At 70.2% G+C, this 1,117-nt stretch carries 1 protein-coding gene; it reads right to left on the bottom strand.

Features of this window, described 5'->3' with window-relative positions:
• Positions 1–994: IS481 family transposase (locus AB0L74_RS34880; protein WP_365661649.1), on the bottom strand; the 994-nt coding region annotated here is incomplete at its 3' end.
• Between the last annotated feature and the right edge of the window lie 123 nt (positions 995–1,117).

Here is a 1,117-nt window from a genome sequence, read left to right as displayed (position 1 = left end):
TGTACTGACCCGCGAGGTTGGGGACGCGGCTGGCGGGTGGTTGCCCTTTCAGCGCGGTGTGTCCGCGGTGGTGATTGTAGGTGTGCAGCCATTGCGGGAACGCGGCCCGGCGCTCTGCTTCTGACCGGTAGGGGCGGGCGTAAGCCCATTCGTCGAGCAGGGTGCGGTTGAAGCGTTCGACCTTGCCGTTGGTCTGGGGACGGTAGGGCCGGGTGCGCTTGTGAACGATTCCGGCCGCGGCCAGGGCGTCGCGCCAGTCGTGTGAGCGGTAGCAGGAGCCGTTGTCGGTCAGGACCCGCTCGACGGTGATCCCGGCCTGGCCGAAGAACGCGTGCGCACGCTGCCAGAAGCCGGCGGCGGTCTCCTTCTTCTCGTCGGTGAGGATCTCGCTGTAGGCGAGGCGGGAGTGGTCGTCGACGGCGGTGTGGAGGTAGCTGTAGCCGAGGTTGGGGCGACCGTGGCGGGTCCGGGGCCGGGCGGGGTCACGGTGCGCGGAGCTGTTGCGGGCGCCCTGGGCCCTGCCGTGGGCCTTGTGTCCGCCGCCGTCGGGGATGTTGCCCAGTTTCTTGATGTCGACGTGGACGAGTTCCCCGGGCCTCTCGCGTTCGTAGCGGCGCACCACGCGGCCGGTGGCACGGTCGAGATGGGACAGGCGGGCCAGGCGGTAGCGGGTGAGGACGCGGTGCACGGTGGAAGGCACCAGGTGCAGGAAGTGTGCGATGCGGGCCGGTCCCCATCGGCGCAGCAGGCGGACCTTGATGATCCGTCGTTCGGTGCGGGTGGGAGTGCGGCCCGGGCTCGTGCGGGGCCGGCTGGAGCGGTCGGCCATGCCGGCTTCGCCCAGCCGCCGGTAGCGGCCGGCCCACCGCTGGGCCGTGGTGGGCGAGACCTGGAAGCGTTCAGCAGCCCGACGCAGGGGCCAACCGTCCTCGACCACGCAACGGGCCAGGCGCAGCCGTCCGGTCTCGGTCAGGGGTGCATTACGGTGGGGCACGAGGGCCTTTCTGTTGGTGTAGACGTCGCAATCCACACCGAACCGGAAGGCCCTCACCCGTTCAAGATCCCCCAGCCGAGACCTGGCTCACCCGTCCACAACCTCCCCGGACAGAACAGCTAG

It is taken from the genome of Streptomyces sp. NPDC052020, assembly GCF_040680575.1.
GTDB lineage: Bacteria > Actinomycetota > Actinomycetes > Streptomycetales > Streptomycetaceae > Streptomyces.
Note: the sequence above shows the minus strand (reverse complement) of the source record. Positions and strands in the feature narration are given on the sequence as shown.